This window comes from Pseudoalteromonas sp. CR1 (genome assembly GCF_019392235.1).
In the GTDB taxonomy this organism is placed as follows: Bacteria; Pseudomonadota; Gammaproteobacteria; order Enterobacterales; family Alteromonadaceae; genus Pseudoalteromonas.
This window is the reverse complement of the sequence record NZ_JAHXRM010000366.1, coordinates 1-260: the sequence shown is the minus strand read 5'-3', so window position 1 is coordinate 260 and position 260 is coordinate 1. Positions and strand designations below refer to the sequence as shown.

1 protein-coding gene is annotated in these 260 nt (G+C 57.7%); it reads right to left on the bottom strand.

Annotated features, from left to right (window positions below; all coding sequences use genetic code 11):
• Positions 1-240: VOC family protein (locus tag KZZ04_RS19735; protein WP_368735908.1), on the bottom strand; the 240-nt coding region annotated here is incomplete at its 3' end.
• Positions 241-260: the final 20 nt, after the last annotated feature.

Here is a 260-nt window from a genome sequence, read left to right as displayed (position 1 = left end):
GACGAACCCCACCTCCATGCCCAGTGGCTTCCTGGAGGCATGCGCCTCTATGTGCCCGCCGTCGAAATTCAGTTCGCCCAGTGCATGGGCGGCAAACGAGAGGGTGGTGTCGCCGGTTTCCAGTTCGCCATAGGTGCCCGATTCATGCAGGAAACGGCGACTGAAACCGAAAGCCTTTTCGAAGAATGCCAGTGAGGCAGCCACGTCCGGCACGTAGATGATGGTGTAGGCGAATTTCATGATTCAGCAGTCCTTGCTCA